At 50.3% G+C, this 20,110-nt stretch carries 7 protein-coding genes; 6 read left to right on the top strand and 1 reads right to left on the bottom strand.

Features of this window, described 5'->3' with window-relative positions:
- Nucleotides 1–840: 840 nt before the first annotated feature.
- Nucleotides 841–1,356, bottom strand: coding sequence for a sigma-70 family RNA polymerase sigma factor (locus ABUL11_RS02695; protein WP_350282320.1), 516 nt, complete (start codon nucleotides 1,354–1,356; stop codon nucleotides 841–843).
- 506 nt (nucleotides 1,357–1,862) lie between these two features.
- Here ABUL11_RS02695 and ABUL11_RS02700 point away from each other — a divergent pair.
- The 6 genes from ABUL11_RS02700 to ABUL11_RS02725 all read left to right on the top strand — a co-directional run bounded on the left by ABUL11_RS02700 (nucleotide 1,863) and on the right by ABUL11_RS02725 (nucleotide 20,054).
- The gene (locus ABUL11_RS02700; RefSeq protein ID WP_350282321.1) at nucleotides 1,863–15,098 is read left to right on the top strand and encodes a non-ribosomal peptide synthase/polyketide synthase; all 13,236 of its coding nucleotides are present in this window, start codon (nucleotides 1,863–1,865) and stop codon (nucleotides 15,096–15,098) included.
- A gap of 326 nt (nucleotides 15,099–15,424) precedes the next feature.
- Nucleotides 15,425–16,276, top strand: coding sequence for a formylglycine-generating enzyme family protein (locus ABUL11_RS02705; protein ID WP_502890019.1), 852 nt, complete (start codon nucleotides 15,425–15,427; stop codon nucleotides 16,274–16,276).
- 77 nt (nucleotides 16,277–16,353) lie between these two features.
- Nucleotides 16,354–17,760, top strand: coding sequence for an aspartate aminotransferase family protein (locus ABUL11_RS02710; RefSeq protein WP_350282322.1), 1,407 nt, complete (start codon nucleotides 16,354–16,356; stop codon nucleotides 17,758–17,760).
- Nucleotides 17,761–18,004: 244 nt separating this feature from the next.
- A complete protein-coding gene (locus ABUL11_RS02715) occupies nucleotides 18,005–18,292 on the top strand; it encodes an MbtH family protein (protein ID WP_350282323.1) in 288 nt (95 codons plus the stop codon).
- 11 nt (nucleotides 18,293–18,303) lie between these two features.
- A complete protein-coding gene (locus tag ABUL11_RS02720; RefSeq protein WP_350282324.1) occupies nucleotides 18,304–19,065 on the top strand; it encodes a thioesterase II family protein in 762 nt (253 codons plus the stop codon).
- Between the two features lie 5 nt (nucleotides 19,066–19,070).
- Nucleotides 19,071–20,054, top strand: a complete 984-nt coding sequence (locus tag ABUL11_RS02725; RefSeq protein WP_350282325.1) for a TauD/TfdA family dioxygenase — start codon at nucleotides 19,071–19,073, stop codon at nucleotides 20,052–20,054.
- The last annotated feature ends 56 nt before the right edge of the window (nucleotides 20,055–20,110 follow it).

The raw sequence follows: 20,110 nt of genomic DNA on the forward strand, positions 1-20,110 counted from the left end.
GCGTGAGCTGATAGGCCAGGATGTGCAGCCAGAAGAAAACAATCTTAATCGGGGTCGACTGTACTTATGTCCGGGGTACAAAGCCAGAATCGATATGGGATTGCAACAGAAAAAATGGAAAGGATGTCCGATTGGGTATCCCGAATAAAGTGAGCATATCAGGATTCTAAGAACCTGTTCAAGGTCTTGATCAAGGGATGCAGTGCAAGGCAAAATTGAACGAAGAAGCGGAGCATGCTCGAAGTATGTGAGCATTTTGAGTGCGATTTTAACGCCGCAATGCGCTCTTCAGCGAGATATTGAACAGGTTCTTACAGCTTGTAAAAATTCTAGCCGGGAGTGTTGCAATCAACGATATAGTGAATCGGGGAGGGAAAAAACTGAGGAATAAACGCCCAGGTACTGAACACTCCTGTAGGGGTCAGACTATTTCCCTTTCGGGAGTGTTGTCGCTACCGTTATCCGCTACAGGGGTAAAGGAAGGGGTGTGTTCAGCACCTGACCGAACTATAAGCCTGAGAAATTGATGATGTCAAGATTATTAAATACTTTTGATTAAATTACTTGTATTTCCTTCCATGAAACCGTAATGAGCCAATCGTAACTATATGACGAATTGGCAACAAGTTTGAATCTGAATGGCAAGGTAGGGAATGAGCAGAATGTCGGCAAAAAAACTATGTTTTACAAGTTAGCGAAATCCGCACTGCGGTCGACATAACTATTCGAATCCTCTCCTCATGTTTAGAGGCTCCCAAGCCAGGGTGTAAACCTCGCTATGATCGTATTACATTGAGGAGAGTGACTTAGAACAGGATTTCTCTAAGCAGCTTCCAACTATTATAAAAATTTTGAACAGTGGACTAATGCGTCTCGAATCATGAAGTTTACGAGTGTGGGAGAAACGCCTAACTCTTTGGCGATTTCCTTTTGAGGTATGCCATATATACGGTGCCTTTCGAAGACATAACGCGTTCGATCCGGTAATTCTGACAATACGGCAGATAATCTTTCTAAGGTCTGCCTATCTTCGCATATGACTTCGGGGGATATTTCATTCGTACTGAGGTTTTCATATTCTTCATCAATTATGATGCGTTTGTTCATCAGTGCTTGCTTGCGATAGTGATCGACAGCTAAGTTGCGGATTATTTGGAGCAGGTAGTTCAGTTGATCCTTAGGAGATGAAATGGGAGGAGCAGAGGGTAATCTGAAAAAAACATCCTGCACCATATCTTCAGCATGATGACCACAATTGGTGAATTTACGAGCGAATCTGGTGAGTACTGATAGATTTTCTGTGTATATTTGGATCCATGATGTAGCAAGTGGGCCTTGAGTATTTGTATTCGGCATGCTGAAGTACCAACTTTGATTATTGTTATAAAAGAATAACTTTTCCGGAAGTGCCTGGGATTCTATACTCTAAATAGTATAGGTAAATTATAGTACTAATAGTTCTCATTAACAATAATTCTTATATCTTATGACCAAAGAGCAGAAACTCAGGTCATGACCGGAAGCTAACTTTTTGTAGAATTATTGTTGTAGGTTCGGTTGTTGATTTAACCACGTAACCACTTATCAGTATGGCCTTTCAATTGGCATTCTCCACCATTTTTGCGCACTGCAACTAATTATTTTACTCCTGTATTCGTTAACTGCTCATAGACAGGGTTTTTTCAACAGAGAGGCATCGGATGATAGAGCATCTGGTCAGTATACCTGACAAAAGCTTGATTTCGAGCCCATAAAATTTTCTCTGATTTTTTTGCCTTATCTGATCTGTCACTCATTGAGTAAAGGATAGACGGAGCCCAAGCATTCAGCAGTTCAAGGAAAATATAAGTACAGGATAGATTATGGTCAACGCATTTGCGCTTCCACGCACACTGGTTCAATCATTGCGGGATCGAGCTTCCCAAACCCCTGAGCAAGTGGCCTTACTTTTTCTTGGTGAGCAAGGAGAAGAATGCAGAAAGATTAGTTATCGTGAACTGGATTTACGGGCGCGTACTATCGCAGCCTCTATTCAAACTATGGCAAATCCGGGAGACAGAGCTATCCTGCTGTTTCCCAGTGGCGTTGATTATGTGGCCACCTTTTTCGGCTGCCTGTATGCGGGTGTAATCGCAGTACCCGCCTATCCACCCGAATCAACCATGCGCCAGCACCAGGCCCGACTTTTTTCCATCATTGAAGATGCTACTCCCCGCTTACTCCTAACCAACTCTGTTCTGTACGGACCTTTGCAAGCGGCTGATCAGCAATTGCTAGGGAATGGTTCCGCGCTTTCTGACATCGAGCGTCCCACATGGTTGTGTGTTGATACATTGGATAGTGCCAAAGCGCAATATTGGCAGGAACCGGTACTGAAGCCAGACGATATCGCATTTTTGCAATATACCTCAGGTTCAACCGCGCAACCCAAAGGTGTCCAAGTAAGTCATGGGAATCTGGTAACCAACGAGTTAATGATTCGTCAGGGTTTTGAAATCGGAGATGAGGATGTGATCGTCAGCTGGTTGCCTCTTTATCACGATATGGGCCTGATTGGCTCACTTCTGCAATCCGTCTTCAGCGGGGTTCCCTGTGTGCTGATGTCTCCGCGCTATTTTCTTGAACGCCCAGTTCGCTGGCTTGAGGCCATCAGTCAGTACGGCGGTACGATCAGTGGCGGGCCGGATTTTGCTTACCGGTTATGTGCCGAACGTATCTCGGATTCCGCTCTGAAGCGCCTGAACCTGGAGCGTTGGCAGGTGGCATTCTCAGGAGCAGAACCTATTCGTGAAGACAGTCTGACGCTGTTCAGCCGGAAATTCTCAGCCTGTGGTTTCAGCGATGATAAGTTTTTCCCCTGCTATGGATTGGCTGAGGCAACCCTTTTTGTAACGGGCGGGAAGCGTGGGCAAGGTGCCTCAACGCTGCAAGTGGATCAGCAGCAACTGGCACAAAAAGTAGTGGCCGCGGGAAAAGATTCGATACTGGTGAGTTGTGGTCGTAATCAACCCGAGCAGGAAATACGTATCGTCGATCCGGATAGTCAATCCGTTGTGGGGGATAACACTGTCGGGGAAATCTGGACTGCTGGCGGCAGTATTACCCGGGGTTACTGGCGTAACTCAGATGCCACGGCGAAAACCTTTGTACAAGACGGTAATCACGCTTGGCTGCGTACTGGTGATCTAGGTTTCATACGCGCGGGTGAGCTGTTCGTTACCGGTCGTTTGAAAGATATGCTGATTGTGCGTGGACATAATTTATATCCCCAGGATATTGAGCGCACGATCGAGGAGGAAATAGAGGGCATTCGTAAAGGGCGCGTCGCTGTATTTGCTGTTCAGATGAATGGTGTTGAAGGGATCGGTGTTGCGGTGGAAGTGAGCAAAAAGCTGCAAAAACTGGTACCAGCCCAGGCATTGATCGATAACATCCGGCAAGTAATCGCTGAAGTGTATCAGGAAACCCCGCAACAGGTGGCTTTGTTGAGTCCTGGCACTTTACCCAAGACATCCAGTGGCAAACTGCAGCGTTCCGCATGTCGTGCCGGTCTGGCAGAAGGTAGTCTCGAAGCCTACGCTATCTACCCTGTACAAGGGGATGATCTGAGGGGCACGAAGTCTGATCAACCGACTGCTGCCGCGACGGTGCTTGAAGCGGAAATCCGTGCTCTCTGGTGTGAGATTCTTGAGGTTGGTCATCTGGAACCCGGTGACAATTTTTTTCTTAAGGGAGGTAACTCGGTCAAGGCAGTACAGCTCATGGCTGCTTTGCAGGAACGTCTGAATCTGACACTGGATATTCAGTGGCTGTTTATGGCGCCTACACTTGCATCTTTCGTGGCCACCGTCGCTGATCAGCAGACTTCGGGATCCCAGGTCGGCAACAATGATATTCCTGCGCTAACTGAACAGAGTAAGCTCCCTTTGTCACCTGGACAGCAACGGCTTTGGTTCTTATGGAGGTTGGATCCACAAGGCGCTGCCTACAATATCCCCGGCGGATTGCGTTTACGTGGTTCCCTGAATGAGGCGGGTTTACGCACCAGTTTTCAAGCATTAGTGGAACGCCACGATATGCTGCGGACCCGATTTGCCGAACAGGATGGTATCCCTGTTCAGTCTGTCGGTGAGGTGGTGGAGGTTGCTGTCCACACGATCGATCTCAGCCGACTGCCTGGCGAGGAACGTGAAGCTGAAGCATTGCGTATACAGGAGAAGGAATCACTGACTCCGTTTGATCTGCTTACCGGTCCTCTGATGCGGATCACGCTGGTACGGTTGGGAGAAGAAGATCACTTATTGCTGGTCACTTTTCACCATATCGTAGTCGATGGCTGGTCTGCCAGTATCCTGATGGCGGAATTTGCACAACGGTATGCCGCTTACTGTGAAGAACGAGAAATCATTCTGCCAGACTTGCCGGTTACTTACGGCGCTTACGCTAAATGGCAGCAGAAGTGGCTGGCTGGTGAGGAAGCCGATCGGCAGCGTGCTTACTGGCTCGCACAATTGGAAGATGAATTTCCTGTTCTGATACTGCCGACCAAACGACCAGGTGAACACGTTGGCGGGCATGGTGATAAGCGATCGACAGCGGCCCGCTTGAGTCTGCCTGTCGACGATACATTGGCAGATGCTTTGCGTAAACTGGCCAGCAGCAGTGAGGCCACATTGTTCATGCTGTTACTGGCTGCATTTCAGACATTGCTGTTCCGCTACACCGGTGAATCGGATATCCGGGTAGGCGTTCCCAATGCCAATCGTCGACGCCGTGAGATCCAGGGGATAGTAGGATTTTTCGTCAATACCCTGGTGATACGGAGCAAAGTTCAATCGCGTATGTCTTTTGCTCAATTGATAGAAGCTACAAAGACAGTCACGATAGCCGCCCAGGCGAACCAGGATCTACCCATCGATCAGCTGAGCGTATCTTTGGCAGAGCGGTCAGGTGATACTTCCCTGTTCAATGTCATGTTCAATCATCAGCAACGGGACCGAGGAATTCTGCATGCATTACCAGGACTGATGGCAGAAGAACTGCCGTGGCACAGTCGTGAGGCCAAGTGTGATCTTCAGTTACAGACGGAGGAAGACGAAAAGGGACGTTTATTACTATCCCTGGATTATGCAGAGAGCTTGTTTGACGAAAACACCATAGCGCGTGTGGCAGCGCATTTCCTGTCGCTGCTCAGGCAAGTGGCAGTAGACCCTCGACAAAGTATTAGTGATATTCAACTGCTGACGGCTACCGAGCAAGATGACTTGATGCGCTGGGGGTGCAATCCCGGCAACCGAGCTAATCGCTGGTTGCCCGATCTGTTCGCCGGGCGAGTTGTGGAAAACAGAGATCGGATAGCCTTGCAGTGGGACAGAGGCACGATGACGTACGGAGAGCTGGATGAATCTGCCAACCGATTGGCTCATTACTTGAAAGCCAAGGGAGTGGGGCCGGATAACTGTGTCGGCATACTCATCGATCGTTCTCCACAATTGCTGATTGGCCTGTTAGCCGTCCTCAAAGCGGGAGGCGCTTATGTGCCATTGGATAGAGACTATCCTGCGGCGCGTCTGCTTGACATGCTGAAGGGCAGTGGTGCGAAATTATTACTCACGCGTGGGGTGTTGCCCGAAGGATTGCCCGGTAGTGTTACACCTGTTGATCTAGCGGAACTCGATCTCGATACTTATCCAGGTTATGCACCGGAAATGAGTCTTCACGGCGACAATCTGGCATATGTACTTTATACCTCCGGTTCCACCGGGCAACCCAAAGGTGTGGGTATCAGCCATGCTGCGGTGGGTGAAAGATTGGCCTGGATGCAGAATACATACCAGCTGACTGCCGATGATGTATTGCTGCAGAAAACGCCGATCACTTTCGATGTGTCGGTATGGGAATGCTTCTGGCCACTGCTTAACGGGGCCAAGCTGGTACTGGCCGGTCCGGGCGAGCACCGCGATCCGCGCAGACTGGCAGAGTTGGCTATGCAATACCAAGTGTCAGCCCTGCATTTTGTTCCGCCTTTATTACAGCAGTTTATTGAAGAGCCAAAAGTATCGGATTGTACCGCCCTGCGTTATCTGTTTTCCGGTGGTGAATCATTGTCTGCATCTTTGCGTGACCAGATTCTAGAAACCTTGCCGGGTGTAGTGTTGCACAACCGCTATGGTCCGACAGAAACGACGATCAACGCCACTTTCTGGTCATGCCGGAAAGAGGATGGTGAACATTCCCCAATTGGTAGACCGCTGGGTAATGTAATTTGTCGAGTGCTGGATGGAGAATTTTCCCTGGTACCGGTTGGTGTGTCCGGGGAGCTTTGTATCGGTGGGATGGGCCTTGCCCGGGGATATCAGCATAATGCCGCACAAACTGCGTTGCGATTTGTGCCGGATCCTTTTGCAACGGAGGAAGATACCGGAGCCAGACTGTACCGTTCTGGCGATCAGGTACGCTGGAGCAGTAGCGGTACGCTGGAATTTCATGGACGTTTGGATAAACAGGTCAAGCTGCGCGGATTCCGGATCGAGCCGGGTGAAATCGAAGAGAGGTTGCGCAGCTTAGAGGGCGTAGCTCAGGCAGCAGTCCGGTTACACACGAGCCCCACTGGCAACAAACAGTTGATCGGCTACTTCACGGCCGAGAACTCTCGCAAGATAGAGTCGGAATCATTACAGGCGGCATTGTCCCGGGAACTGCCTGACTACATGGTACCAACACAGTTGATTCCGCTGGACACTATGCCACTGATGCCGAGCGGTAAGCTGGATTATCACCAGTTGCCAGAACCTGTCCTGCAAGTACGTGAATTCGTGGCGGCAGTAACGCCATTAGAGAAGCAGATTGTGGATATCTGGCAGGAAGTGCTTGGTATCTCCTCTGTCGGACTGGAAGATGATTTCTTCAGACTGGGTGGGCATTCGCTACTGGCGACGCAGATCGTGGCCCGAACCCGCCAGGTTTGTAACGTGGATTTACCGTTACGAGTTCTGTTTGAAGCTTCCCGGCTGAAAGATTATGTAGAGCAGGTTCTGCGTATTCAACGGGCTGGCCAGATCGATCGTCAACCCCCAATCGAGCTTATCGATCGCAGTCAGCCTGTACCCTTGTCTTATTCTCAGCAGCGCATGTGGTTCCTGTGGCAACTGGAACCGGACAGTCCCGCCTACAATGTCGGCGGTATGGCTCGTTTCGTTGGTGACCTCGATGCGGATTGCTTGGATAGAGCGTTGCAGGCATTGATTTTGCGTCATGAGGCGCTGCGTACCACTTTCCCCGATATCGACGGTATACCGTTGCAGCAAGTGACACCGGAATCGAACGTCGTACTGGTGCGTCATGATATTTCCGGATTGGAAGCGACCAGCCGCCAACAGTGGTTGAACACTTTAGCGGATGAGGAGGCGCACAAACCATTCGATTTGAGGCATGGTCCATTGCTGCGAGCCTGTCTGGTCAGGTTTTCGGATCAAGAGCATTACTTCGTACTGACCTTGCACCATATCGTTACTGAAGGTTGGGCGATGGATATTTTCGCCAGGGAACTGGCGGTACTCTATGAGGCCTTCCTGGAAGGGCGGCCGTCATCTCTGTCATCCCTGCCACCTTTGCCGGTGCAATATTTAGATTACAGTGTTTGGCAGCGTAAATGGCTGGAATCAGGGGAGGGCGAGCGCCAATTGGAATACTGGCGCCGTCAGTTGGAGGGTGAGCAACCGTTGCTATCCCTGCCCAGCGACCGACCACGGCCACCGATACAGAGTCATCAAGGTGAACTATACCGTTTCGATTTGAGTGAAGATCTGGTGGCACGTGTCCAGTCTTTCAATGCTGCGCAGGGAATGACGCTCTTCATGACGGCAGTCGCTGCCCTGGCCATTCTGCTGTACCGCTACAGCGGTCAATCCGATCTGCGGGTCGGTGTGCCTGTAGCCAATCGTATCCGCCCTGAAAGTGAAGGCTTGATCGGTGCCTTTCTCAATACTCAGGTATTGCGCTGCCAACTCAGTGGTGAGATGACGGCGGAAAACTTTTTAGGGCAGGTCCGGCAGACGGTAATCGACGCTCAATCCCATCAGGATCTGCCCTTTGATCAGCTCGTCGATGCGATTCAGCCCCAGCGCAGCGCTGCCTATAACCCGCTGTTCCAGGTGATGTGCAATGTACAGCGCTGGCAATTCCAGCAAACACGCCAGTTGGCCGGAATGGTCGTGGAATATATCGTCAACGATGCAAAAGCCATCAAATTCGATCTTAACTTCGAAGTGACGGAACTGGACAACCGTATGGGTTGTTGCCTGACTTACAGTACCGATCTGTTTGATGAAGCCCGGGTGGCTACCATCGCCATGCATTGGCGTAATTTGCTGGCAGCGATGGTCGCCGATCCGGGGCAGCCTGTTGCCGAGTTGCCCATGTTTGAGGCTGACGAATATCGTCAGTTGATCACCCGGCTGAACCCACCAGAAGCGGCGCCAGGGCAGGAGAGCGATTCGGCAACCTGGTTGCCGGTCCATCGGTTGTTCTCCCGGCAGGCAGCCGCTGCACCGGATGCGCCAGCGCTGGTCGTCGACGGCCAGGTGCTCAGTTATGGAGAGCTGGAGTGTCGGGCAAACCGTCTGGCATATCGCCTGCGGGAGCTGGGTGTAAAACCGGAGCAGCGGGTGGGACTGGCGCTGGAACGCTCCTTCGACATGGTCGTCGGCCTGTTGGCAATTCTGAAGGCCGGGGCTGCCTACGTGCCGTTCGATCCCGATTATCCGCGGGATCGCTTGTATTACATGCTGGAAGATAGCGGCATCAGATTGCTGCTCAGCTATCGGGAGCTTTTCGAGTCACTTGGTGAATTACCCGAGGGTGTCGAGCGTTTGTGCCTGGAGGATGAAGTGCAGATTCTGCTGAATTATCCGGACAGCGAACCGATCGACCTGACTTTACCTCAGCATCAGGCCTATCTGATCTATACCTCCGGTTCTACTGGCAGGCCCAAGGGGGTGGTAGTAAACCATGGCCCGCTGAGCATGCATTGCCAGTCAGTCATTCGTGAATTCGGTATGACTGCTGATGACTGCGAACTGCACTTTTATTCCATTAATTTCGATGCTGCCACCGAGCGTTTGTTGACACCTCTGTTGTGCGGAGCAAAGGTTGTGTTACGTGCCCAGGGGCAGTGGGCCGTTGAAGAAGTTGCGCCACTGATCGTCGAGCATGGCGTCACTATTCTGGGGTTCACACCTAGTTATGGTTGCCAACTGGCGCAATGGGTCAGCGAGGCTGGATTGCGTGATAACACAGCGCAATGGCGGGTGCGTCTGTGTATTACCGGCGGCGAGGCTCTGACTGGCGAGTACTGGCGGATAATCCACCAGGCGTTCCAGCCGGATCATTTCTTCAATGCCTACGGCCCTACGGAAACCGTGGTCATGCCGCTGGCTGCATCGATTGCAGGAGAATCCCGGCAAGGCGTAGCCAGTCTGCCCATAGGCCGTGTCATAGGCGATCGGATTGCGTATATTCTGGATGAAAACCTGCTGCTGGTTCCGCCAGGGGCGACGGGTGAACTGTATGTCGGTGGTGCCGGGCTGGCTCGTGGTTATCATCATCGTCCAAGGTTGACCTCTGAGCGCTTCGTACCGAATCCTTTTGCTGATCTCATCATGGATGAGTTCGGTAATGATCAGCCGGCTCGCATCGCTGATCGGTTGTATCGTACCGGCGATCTGGTGCGCATGAATCCAGATGGTTTGGTGGAATACATCGGCCGCACGGATGATCAGGTAAAAATCCGCGGTTTTCGCATTGAACTCGGTGAAATAGAGTCATGCATCCTGGCTCTGCCTGAGGTACGGGAAGCTGCTGTCATCGCCCTGGATCATGGCGGACATCTGCAGCTGGTGGGGTATGTCGGGCTGGGAAAATACAGTGGTGACAACGATGCCAATAGTGTGACTGACAGCGTGACTGAGCCTGCTGAGGATTTGAAAGCGCGGATCCAGGCACATCTCCGTCAACAGTTGCCGGACTACATGGTACCGGCGCAACTGATGGTACTGGACCATCTGCCCCTGACGCCCAACGGTAAGTTGGATCGTCAGGCGTTGCCGGCACCTGAATCAGCATGGCAGCAACATTATGAACCGCCTCGCAGTGAGTTGGAGCAGACATTGGCTGCCATTTGGGGAAGTGTGTTGAACGTAGATCAGGTGAGCCTAGACCATAACTTCTTTGAGCTCGGCGGCGACTCGATTCTCTCCATTCAGGTCGTTAGCCGTGCACGCAAACAGGGTATTCATTTCAAACCCCGGGATCTGTTTCAGCATCAAACTGTTCGCGCGCTGGCTACAGTAGTGGCTGTGAGTAAGGATGTGCCGGACGATCAGGATGTCATTGACCAGAGAGATATCACCGGTCCATCACCAATGACGCCGATCCAGCACTGGTTTTTCGAGAACGACATACCAAATCCTCATCACTGGAATCAGGCCATCTGGCTGGATATGGATGAGCCTCTCGATACGGAACTCTTGGAACAGGCTTTGCAGCACCTGGTTCGCCATCATGACAGTCTGAGACTGACATTTACCGAACAGGAAGGTAATTGGCAGGCGGTATATCGGGATCTGGATACTGAGGATCAGAGTCTGCTGACCGTCAAAAATGTAGCCAGCCTGTCGGAAATTCCATCGGACTACTGCGATACCATTCAGCGCAGCCTGGATTTGTCACAGGGACCGTTACTGCGTGGTTTATTGCTTAATGGACCGGAGGGTCATCAGCGTTTACTGCTGGTCATTCATCATTTGGTGATAGATGGTGTTTCCTGGCGTATTTTGCTTGAGGATCTTGAGCAAGGTTACCGGCAGTTGTGTAGGGGAGAAGCGATCTGCTTGCCGAAAAAGACCAGTGTTTTCCGTGATTGGGCCATGCATCTGCATACTTATGCTGACAGTGAAGTGATGCCTGAAGCGCTTACCTGGTGGCAATCTTATCTGCGCCCTGAGGTATCTTCGGATACCTTGAAATTAGTACATGATGAGATTTTTCCCTGCGATTTCCCTGAGGGTGAGAACTTGGAGAAACTGGCCGCTACTGTGACGATGCGGCTGAACCGCGAGCAGACCCAATCCCTGTTGCAGCGTGCACCCAAAGCCTATCGAACCCAGGTTAATGACCTGCTGTTGACTGCTTTGTCTCAGGCGTTGTGTGACTGGACAGATCAATCCTCCACATTGATACAGCTGGAAAGTCATGGGCGGGATATGCCGGATGGCGTTCTGGATTTGACCCGGACCACCGGCTGGTTTACGACTGCTTATCCGGTACACCTTACCCTTGGGATATCCGACCCAGGAGCAGCCATTAAGGCTGTCAAGGAACAACTGCGAGCTGTACAGCCCCATGCACTGGAGTATGGTGTCTTGCGCTATCTGGCAGATGATGCCCTGCAACAAGCAATGGGAGCACTTCCCGAAGCGCGGATTACATTCAATTATCTCGGGCAGATCGATCAGGGCCTCGATCATGACGGGCTGTTCCATTGGGTGGATGTTCCAGTGAGCGGTAACCATGATCCTGAAGCACCTTTGCCAAACTGGATCAGTGTCGATGGCCAGGTGCAGGGGGGCGAATTGAGTCTGCGTTGGACCTACAGTGCAGCGCGTTACCGAGAAGCAACCATCACTGCACTGGCAGAGAGTTACCGTCGAGCCCTGGAAGAGATGATTGATCGCTGCTTGACGGAAGGTGCGGGTGGTTTTACCCCTTCTGATTTTCCGTTGGCGAAACTGTCTCAGGCTCAGTTGGATGCATTACCGATACCTGCTGTACAGATTGAAGACATTTACCCGCTGACTCCCATGCAGGAGGGATTACTGCTTCACACCCTGCTGGAGCCAGGTACAGGCATTTATTACATGCAGGATCGTTACCGGATCAACAGCCCAGTGGATCCCCAACGTTTTGCCCAGGCTTGGCAGGCCGTGGTAGCGCGCCATGAGGCATTGCGCACTTCCTTCAGTTGGAATGCGGGTGAAGCCATGGTGCAGATCATTCATAAATCCTATCAGGTACCGGTGGATTATCTGGATTGGAGGGATGCCTCCGAGGAAATCAATGAGCAGCGTTTGCAGGATTTGTTAAAAACAGAGCGGGAAGCAGGATTTGATCTGTTGAACACGCCACCGTTCCACCTGCGTCTGATTCGTATTGACGAAGCACGCTACTGGTTTATGATGAGTAATCATCATATCCTGATCGATGCCTGGTGCCGGTCATTGCTGATGGGGGACTTCTTCATCATCTACAGTGCCCTGATCAAAGGCACTGCGCCTTCTTTGCCTGTGCCACCGCGCTATCGCGACTATATTGCGTGGCTGGGCCGACAAGATCTGGAGGCTACCCGCCAGTGGTGGCAGCAGAACTTGCGGGATTTCACCAGCGCTACACCGATTGCCAGTGATCGGCCTTTGCTGCGCGAGCATGCGGGGGATAATGGCGGCATGATCGTGGGCGATTGTTACAGTCGCCTGAACATCGAGGACAGCCGACGACTGCAGGAACTGGCGCGGCGGAATCAGTTGACCATCAATACGTTTGCCCAGGGTGCCTGGGCGCTGGTACTGAGACGCCTCAGCGGGCAGCGCGACGTATTGTTCGGCGTAACGGTAGCGGGACGCCCCACACATTTACCGGAACTGCAGCAGACTGTAGGACTGTTCATCAATAGTATTCCGCTGCGAGTGGCCTTCCCCGATGTGGACGAGAGTCGCTCCGTAAACGATTGGCTCCGCCAGTTGCTGGATCACAATCTTGAACTGCGTGACCATGAATACTTATCGCTGGTCGATATTCAGCGTTGCAGTGAAGTGCCTAAGGGTGAGCCCCTGTTCGATAGTTTATTCGTTTTCGAAAATGCACCGGTTGAAATGTCGGTGCTGGATCAGGCGCGCCAGTTCAATGCTACTTCTGATTCTGGCCGCACCCATACCAATTTCCCGCTGACCGCGGTTTGCTACCCGAGTGACACACTGGGCTTGCATATCTCTTATGACCAGCGTTATTTCGATCGTGACACCATTGAAGCGATGCTGGGCGAGTTTCAGCGCTTGCTGTTGGTGCTGATCAATGGTTTCGACCAGAATCTGGAAGATATACCCCTGATCAGTGTGGAAGAAGCCAGCTTCCTGATGCAGACGGGCAATCAGACTGAACGCCATTATCCACTGCAAAGCTATGTTCGTTTGTTCGAAGAGAGCGTAGCGATTCACCCGGAACGCATCGTCGCTTCCTGTTTCGATCAGCGCTGGAGTTATGGTGAATTAAACCGATACGCCAACCGCCTGGGTCATCATTTGCTGACATTAGGCAATATGGCAGATCGGCCGGTGGCACTCCTGGCCGAACGCAGTCTGCCTCTGCTGGGTATGATGATCGGCACATTCAAGGCAGGGGCGGGTTATCTGCCTTTGGATCCGGATCATCCGGTCCAGCGTCTGGTAGATATGATTCATAACAGCGGGACACCAGTATTAGTATGCAATCAGAGCCAGAGAGAACTGGCAATTAAGTTGTTGGCATTATGTCCGGAGGTATCTCGTCCGGAACTGGTCATTTGGGAAGAGGTGCAACAAGGCTCAGCAGCTGAAGATAATCCGGGAATTTACGGTTGTGCCGATAATCTGGCCTATGTGATCTACACTTCCGGGTCCACCGGTCAACCCAAGGGCGTGATGGTGACTCAGGAGGGTATGCTCAATAACCAGCTGAGCAAGGTACCTTATCTGAAGCTGGGTGAAGATGACGTCATCGCTCAGACCGCCTCTCAGTGTTTCGATATTTCCGTATGGCAATTCCTGGCCGCACCTTTGTTCGGTGGCAGGGTGGCAATCATTCCCAATGAAATTGCCCATTATCCCGCGGTGCTGTTGGAATATCTTGTACAGGAAAATATCACCGTGCTGGAAAGTGTACCGGCAGTCATCCAGGGAATGCTGGATGAATGTGATCAGCCGTTACCTGCTTTACGCTGGCTGCTGCCTACCGGTGAAGCAATGCCGCCTCAGTTGGCGAAGCAATGGCTGAAACGTTATCCGACGATTGGCCTCGTGAATGCCTACGGCCCCGCCGAGTGTTCAGACGATGTAGCTTTTTTCACCATTACCGAGGATTCGACCACTGGAAGTTACTTGCCGATCGGTTTACCAACGGACAATAACCGTATCTATCTGCTGGATGAAGCATTGAACCTGGTGCCGACTGGTACTGTCGGTGAGCTTTATGTCGCAGGAACCGGGGTAGGCAGGGGCTATCTGGCGGATCCCGCGCGTTCAGCACAGGCTTTTCTGCCCGATCCCTTGGGAGAAGCCGGTGAGCGGTTATACCGTACCGGCGATTTGGCCCGGCGGCGCCGTGATGGCCTGCTCGAATATGTGGGACGAGTGGATCAGCAGGTCAAAATTCGCGGTTTCCGTATTGAGTTGGGTGAAATCGAATCCTGTCTGCTCGATATCCCGGAAATCCGGGAAGCTGCAGTTATAGCCCAGACTAGTGCGAATGGCGCGTATCTGGTCGGTTATCTGACATCAGCAAAAATCTCCAGTCCCGTAGAAAATACATCTATCAATCCACAGTCAGAATTCATCGAACGTTGCAAGTCATGGCTGGGCAGCCGTCTGCCGGATTATATGGTGCCTGCTTACTGGCAAGTGCTGCCCGAAATGCCGCGCAACTGTAACGGCAAATTGGATCGCCGATCTTTGCCATTCATGGAAATCGGTAGTCTGCTGGAACAGACTTATGTGGCCCCGCGCAATTCTTTAGAGCAAAGCCTGGCAGAGATATGGGCTGATGTATTGAAAGTAGAGAAAGTGGGCATTCACGATAATTTTTTCCAGTTGGGTGGTCATTCTTTGCTTGCGACCCAGATCGCGTCGCGCATACAGAAAACCTTGCAACGGGAAGTACCATTGCGAGCGATGTTCGAATGCCATACGGTTGAATCCCTGGCTGAATATATAGATGGACTGGCGGTGACTGTCATAACTGAGGAAAAAGTGGATCGTTTGAGTGATTTGATGACGCAGCTTGAAACCTTATGACTGTAACTCCAGCAGCTTTTTGTGATTGTTATTCGATAGTCAAAAACATTTTCTGGATCACATTAAATTCCGCTATCTGAGAATCGTTATACCTAATAACCTGCTTTTGCAGGAATTAGCCTTCGGATACGACGAGAAATAGTTCAGGAACCTCTGAAAAACGTCAGCGAAGCAGTCAGTTCAAGGCAAAAATCGGTAAAAAAGCGGAGTTTATATGTAATAAATGAGCATTTTGAGCCGACTTTTAACGTGGAAGTGGCAACGCAGGTAGTTTTTCAGAGGTTCCTTAGAGAATATCAGCTATGAATAAGATTCTATGTTTAGCAATGATCTTGCTGGGTAACAGTTATCAGGTAAATGCACAGTCTGCAACGGATGCGATAAAGCCCGGTACATCATTTAAAGATTGTGATATTTGCCCCGAAATGGTTGTTTTGCCGGCTGGTAGTTTCATAATGGGGGCGCCTCAAGATGAACGTGGTTATCAGCCTGATGAAAGTCCGCAGCACAAAGTAACGTTCAGTAAACCCTTTGCTATCGGGATTTATGCGGTAACAGCCGAAGAATGGGAAGCGTATATACAGGAAACCAATGCTCCACGGAGGAGTGGTGATACGCGCCCCGGGCGGGCCTGTACTGAAGGTAAGCCCAGTTATCCCTATGAATCACGCCAGCCAGCAGTTTGTATGACTTATCACGACGCAGAGAATTATGCGAAATGGCTGGCTGGAAAAACAGGAAAGCCTTACCGCTTGCCGAGTGAGTCGGAATGGGAATATGCCGCCAGAGCAGGTTCAGAAGGTCCTTTTCCTTTCCCCTTTGATGAAGAAAGAGGATTCACCATCAATAAGCATGCCAATCTGGATGGAGACCAGGATGGGTTTAAATATACCGCACCGGTTGGCAGCTTCCCACCAAATGCGTTTGGTCTGTTTGATATGCATGGCAATATTCACGAATGGGTGGTTGATTGTTTCCATGGCAACCATTTCAATGCCTACGTAGGCGCTCCCGATGATGGGAGTGCGTGGATCGAAGGGGGTGACTGTAGTGTGAGACAAATTCGTGGAAACGATTGGATTGAACCACCCATTTTTTCTCGTTCCGGTAATCGCAACGATCGTCCGGCAGAGACTATAGGCGATTGGCTGGGTTTTCGGGTCGTACGGGATTTATAGTTTTCGGTGATTTGAAATTTTCTCTGGAGTGGGTGTCTGGGTTCTTAACAAGCAGGAATAAAGAAAAGGATATTGTCATGCTAATGAATGATGGAAGTTTGGCTCTGGCCGGTGCTGATAACGGAGACCCGCTTTATGTAATTGAGGAATCTCCACTGTTGGAGCGTCAAAAGGAGCAGGAGTCCAATGCGCGCAGTTATCCTCGGCGTATTCCACTTGCATTGAAAAAAGGTAAAGGTGTCTACGTTGAGGATGTTGAAGGACGAACCTATATCGATTGTCTGGCGGGAGCGGGAGCGCTCGTATTGGGGCACAATCATCCTGTTGTGATCGATGCAATGCGTAGAGTCCTGGATAATGACCTGCCGTTATTGACATTGGATCTTTCCACACCGATAAAAGACCAGTTTGTTCAGGATCTTTTCAGTTTGTTACCTGAATCCATGCGTCATCAGGTAAAGATTCAGTTCTGTGGGCCTAGTGGTACCGATGCAACTGAAGCGGCACTGAAATTGGTCCGCACTGCAACCGGACGCAGCATGATTCTGTCTTTTCATGGCGCTTATCATGGCATGAGTCAGGGTGCACTCAGCCTGATGGGTAACTTGGGGCCAAAAACCCCGCTCGGCGCCATCCTGAACAATAACGTTCAGTTCTTACCCTATCCCTATGACTTTCGTTGCCCCTTCGGTTTGGGGGGCGAGCAGGGAATCAGAGCAAATTTGAATTACATCGAGAACCTGCTGACCGATCCTGAAAGCGGTGTGCAGTTGCCGGCAGGGGTAATTGTTGAAGCCATTCAGGGAGAAGGTGGTGTCATACCGGCAGATCTCGACTGGTTACGGGGGCTGCGCCGTATTACTGAAGCAGCCGGTATCCCCTTGATAGTAGATGAAATTCAAACTGGATTTGGGCGTACAGGAACGATGTTCGCTTTCGAGCGAGCTGGAATTATGCCAGATGCCATCATACTTTCCAAAGCTATTGGCGGCAGCTTACCGCTTGCAGTGCTGGTGTACAGTGATCAGCTGGATACCTGGCGACCAGGTGCCCATGCTGGAACCTTTCGAGGAAACCAGCTGGCCATGGCAGCAGGATCAGCTGTGATGGCCTATTTGATTGGTCACGATATCCCCAGCCACGCGTCAGCCATGGGAATGAGATTACGATCCCATTTACAGGAACTGCAGCGCACCTATCCACAATTGGGAGATGTGCGGGGACGTGGCTTAATGTTAGGCGTAGAACTGGTGGATCCTGATCAAATACCGAATGTTCAGGGCCATTATCCGTCTGATGGAAGATTGGCTGCACGAGTACAACAGGAATGCCTGAAACGCGGGTTGATTTTGGAAACGGGAGGGCGGCATAGCAGCGTTATACGTTTCCTTCCACCATTGATTGTTTCTGAAGAGGAAATAGATCGAATTGCAGTGATCTTTGGAAATGCTCTGGTTGCAGCATTACAGAAGAAAGCTGAATAGCCTTATGAAAGGTTGATTATTTAGAGAACCTTTCACAACTCTGTCTTTGCGAACGCCAGCGGCGTGAAGCAATCCAGGTTTTTCGCTAAATCTGCAGTTTATAGATTGCCATGTCGTTGCCCGCCAGGCTTCACTCGCAGCTGAGGCTTTTTCTTGCAATGATGGAATCGGTTTTGTGCAGAGTTTTTATTAGATGTAACACAGTTGGAAGTTAATGACATAGTTTTTAAATCAGGAGGATTTTATGACATCAGTATTTGATCGTGAAGATATTATTTTTCAGGTAGTTGTAAATCACGAGGAGCAGTATTCCATCTGGCCGGATTACAAGGAAATGCCTAAAGGCTGGCGCAAGGCTGGCAAAAGCGGCTACAAAAAAGAATGTCTTGAGTACATTGAGGAAATATGGACAGATATGCGTCCATTGAGTTTACGCAAAGCCATGGAAGCTCAGCAAAAAGAGCTTCAAGATGTATCCAAGAAAAAGAATAAGAAACAGAAAAAAACAGTTTCTGAATCTGCTGCAAGCTAAAGTCTTCTGCAATGAAGTTATTTTGTTTACCTTATTCTGGTGCAAGTGCTGCCGTCTATTATCAATGGCAACGAAAGTTACCTGTTTGGCTAAAAGTCTGCCCGGTGGAACTGCCGGGCAGAGGAATGCGCATGGATGAGCCTTTGCGAACGAACACGGCAGAGCTGGTGATTCAATTGGCGGAAGATGTCAAATGCCGTATTGACGATGAGCCATATGCCGTCTTTGGGCATAGTCTGGGCGCGATCCTGGCATTTGAGCTGGTGCGCCAGTTGAAAGAATTTGATGTTCCGGCGCCCGTTACCTTGATTGTTTCAGGTACATCGGCGCCGACGCAGCGACAGCGATGTATTGAGGAGTTGGAGGCACTGAAAACGGATGATGACTTAATATCCCATCTGAAAAAGCTGGGGGGTATGCCGGATGAAGTCATCAATAATAAAGAGCTGATGGAGATGACGCTGCCGATTATCCAGTCTGATTTTGCATTGTGTAAGAATTACACGTATGTGCCTTGTTCTGAGAAATTATCCTGTCCGCTGGCAGTGATTAGTGGCAGAGATGAAGATATAACCAGTGAAGAACTGCTGGCTTGGCTGGATCAAGCTGGTGAGCGTTGCAGTTTGATGAAATTTGAGGGAAAGCATTTTTTCATTCATGAAAGTCAGGATGCGGTTCTTCAATATCTTCGAACACATATCAAAGATTGTATGAATGTCGCTAAGCAGAAAAACCTATCTGTTCAATACTCCACTAAATTAGCGCTGAATTAACGATTATGTCTAATGCTGATGTGATAGTTTCTCAATTAGGTGCCAGCCAGGGAGATCTTCCCTTGGTTATCTCCGCAGAAAGCACCGTTTCTTCTCTTGCTGATAGCCATGAAAAATTATCCGCATTGGTAGATAAGTATCTCTTGAATTGCGGTGGTTTATTGTTTCGTGGGTTTGAGGTGGGCGGTATCGATGGTTTTCATAATTTTGTCAAAAGCTTTGGCCATCCCTTACTGTCCTATGAGTTCGGGTCTACACCCCGTAGCAATGTCGCGAAAGGTATCTATACATCGACCGAATATCCCGCGCATCAAACTATTCCTTTGCATAGTGAGCAAGCTTATACGTTATCTTGGCCGATGAAAATCTGGTTCTACTGCATTACCAGTGCTCAGTCCGGGGGCGAGACGCCAATTGCCGATAACCGGCGGATTTATAATGCCATGAATCCGTCAATACGCGAACGTTTTTCCCGTCATGGTTTGATGTATGTGCGCAATTATGGAGGCGGTCTGGATGTGGCGTGGCAAAAAGTCTTCAATACGGATGATCGTAGCGTTGTGGAGAATTACTGCCGACAAAATACCATCGAATTTGAGTGGAAAGAGGATGGTGAGTTGAGAACGCGGCAGCGTTGTCAGGCTGTTACGCAGCATCCTAGAACTCATGACTGGATTTGGTTTAACCAGGCACATCTGTTTCATGTATCCAATCTACAACCTGAAATACGGGAAACGCTGCTGGATATTGTCGGTGAAGAAAATTTACCTCGCAACGTTTACTACGGAGATGGTTCACCGATTGAAGATACGGTGCTGGAGGAAATTCGGCACGTACTTGATCAGTACAAAGTAATCTTTCCCTGGCAGTCTGGCGATGTGCTGATGCTGGATAATATGCTGGCATCTCACGCTAGAGAGCCTTTCAGTGGGGAACGGAAAGTTGTTGTGGCTATGGCGGAATCTTTTCAAGGTTCTTCTTTACCCTAACTGTAACCTGAGTTCGGGATAAGCCCTCAGGGTTGAGCCAAGCTATTGACTCTGGT

This window comes from Nitrosomonas sp. (assembly GCF_040256045.1).
In the GTDB taxonomy this organism is placed as follows: Bacteria; Pseudomonadota; Gammaproteobacteria; order Burkholderiales; family Nitrosomonadaceae; genus Nitrosomonas.